The sequence below is a fragment of the Polaromonas sp. genome (assembly GCF_018780625.1).
Classification (GTDB): Bacteria; Pseudomonadota; Gammaproteobacteria; order Burkholderiales; family Burkholderiaceae_C; genus Polaromonas.
Map to the genome: position 1 here is coordinate 1 of NZ_JADMJK010000057.1, position 1,760 is coordinate 1,760.

The 1,760-nt window shown below is 67.7% G+C and carries 2 protein-coding genes; both read left to right on the forward strand.

The features are described from left to right. Positions 1–420, forward strand: a 420-nt coding sequence (locus tag IV091_RS05480; RefSeq protein WP_293466173.1) for a formate dehydrogenase accessory sulfurtransferase FdhD, incomplete at its 5' end; no start/stop codon positions are given. A 66-nt stretch (positions 421–486) separates the two neighbouring features. Next, positions 487–1,760: FtsX-like permease family protein (locus IV091_RS05485; protein WP_366806979.1), on the forward strand; the 1,274-nt coding region annotated here is incomplete at its 3' end.

Below are 1,760 nucleotides of genomic sequence, written 5' to 3' on the forward strand. Positions count from 1 at the left end.
TGGATGTGGATCACGATGGCCCCCACGCTCCCCACTTCGTGTGGTTCGCTGCCCCTGCGGCCCGGCGAAGCCGGTTCCGCGGCCCCAGTTGGCGAAGACGCTACCTCCTCGCTGGTCGCTTCACCGACCGATCTCGGCATGGAAGGCCTGGTGTTCTATACCACTGGCCGCATGACCAGCGAGATGGTGATCAAGTCGGCGCAGATGGGCGTGCCCGTCGTGGTGTCGCGCAGCGGCATTACGCAGATGGGGCACCAGGTCGCGCAAACGGTGGGCCTGTGCGCGATTGGCCGCGCGACCAACAAGCGTTTTGTCTGCTACAGCGGGGCGCAGCGCCTGACGCTGCAGCCGGGCCTGGTGGTTAAGCCGGATGGGGCGCTTGATGCGGCCCGGCAGCGGGTTCCCCTGGCGCTTGAGTGAGCTTGTGCCCTGTGCCGCAAGTCCTTGCGGCCTCCTGTTTACGCCTTCTGCGCTAAGGTTAGCCCCATGAACACCCTTTTCCTGAAACTTGGCTGGCGAACCCTGCTGCGCGATTTGCGCGCGGGCGAATTGCGCCTGCTGATTGTGGCCGTGACGCTGGCGGTGGCTGCGCTCACGGCGGTTGGTTTTTTTGCGGACCGGCTCAAGGGCGGCTTGCAGCGCGACGCCCAGCAACTGCTGGGGGGCGATGCCGTGCTGCGCAGCGATGGCCAGACCCCGGGCGCCTTTGTGGCCAAGGCCCAGGCGCTGGGTCTGAAAGCGGTCACGACCGTGACCTTTCCCACCATGGGCCGCGCGCCCGATGAAAACGGCGGCGCCAGCAAGCTGGTGGCTTTCAAGGGCGTGCCCGACGGCTATCCGCTGCGCGGCAACATGAAAGTGGCCGACAGCCTGGACGGCGCAGGCCAGATGACGCGCGACATTCCGGCGCCGGGAACGGCATGGGCCGATGCGTCGCTGCTCGATGCGCTGGGCCTGAAGCTGGGCCAGACCCTGCTGATGGGCGAGGGCCGTTTCACGCTCACCCGCGTCATCGTGCAGGAGCCCGACCGGGGCGCGGGCTTCATCAGCTTTTCGCCGCGCGTGATGGTCAACCAGCTTGACGTGGCCGGCACCGGCCTGATCCAGCCCGCCAGCCGCACCAACTACCGTTTTGCCGTGGCCGGCGACGCCGCAGCGGTCAAGGCCTATGTGAAGTGGGCCACTGACGAGATCAAAAAGCCGGGCGCCGAATCCGGCATTCGGGGCGTGCGGCTGGAGTCGCTGGAAAGCGGCAGCCCCGAGATGCAGCAGACGCTGCAGCGCGCCGAAAAATTCCTCAACCTGGTGGCGCTGCTGGCGGCGCTGCTCAGCGCCGTGGCGGTAGCCATTGTGGCGCGCAGCTTTGCCGCCAAACACCTGGACGACTGCGCCATGCTGCGCGTGCTGGGCCAGCCGCAACGCACGATTGCGCTGGCCTATGCGTTTGAGTTTGTGGTCGCGGGCCTGTTTGCCAGCGCGCTGGGCGTGGCGCTGGGCTTTGCCGTGCATTACGGCTTTGTGCTGCTGCTCGCCGGGCTGGTTGAAACCGCGCTGCCGGCGGCCACGCTGTGGCCCGTGGCGTTTGGCATGGGCATGGGCCTGACGCTGCTGCTGGCCTTTGGCCTGCCGCCGGTGCTGCAGCTGGCGCAGGTGCCGCCGCTGCGCGTGATTCGCCGCGATGTCGGCAACCTCAAACCAGCGTCGCTGGCCGTGCTGGGGCTGGGCATGCTGGGCTTTGCCGCCTTGCTGGTGGCTGCCAG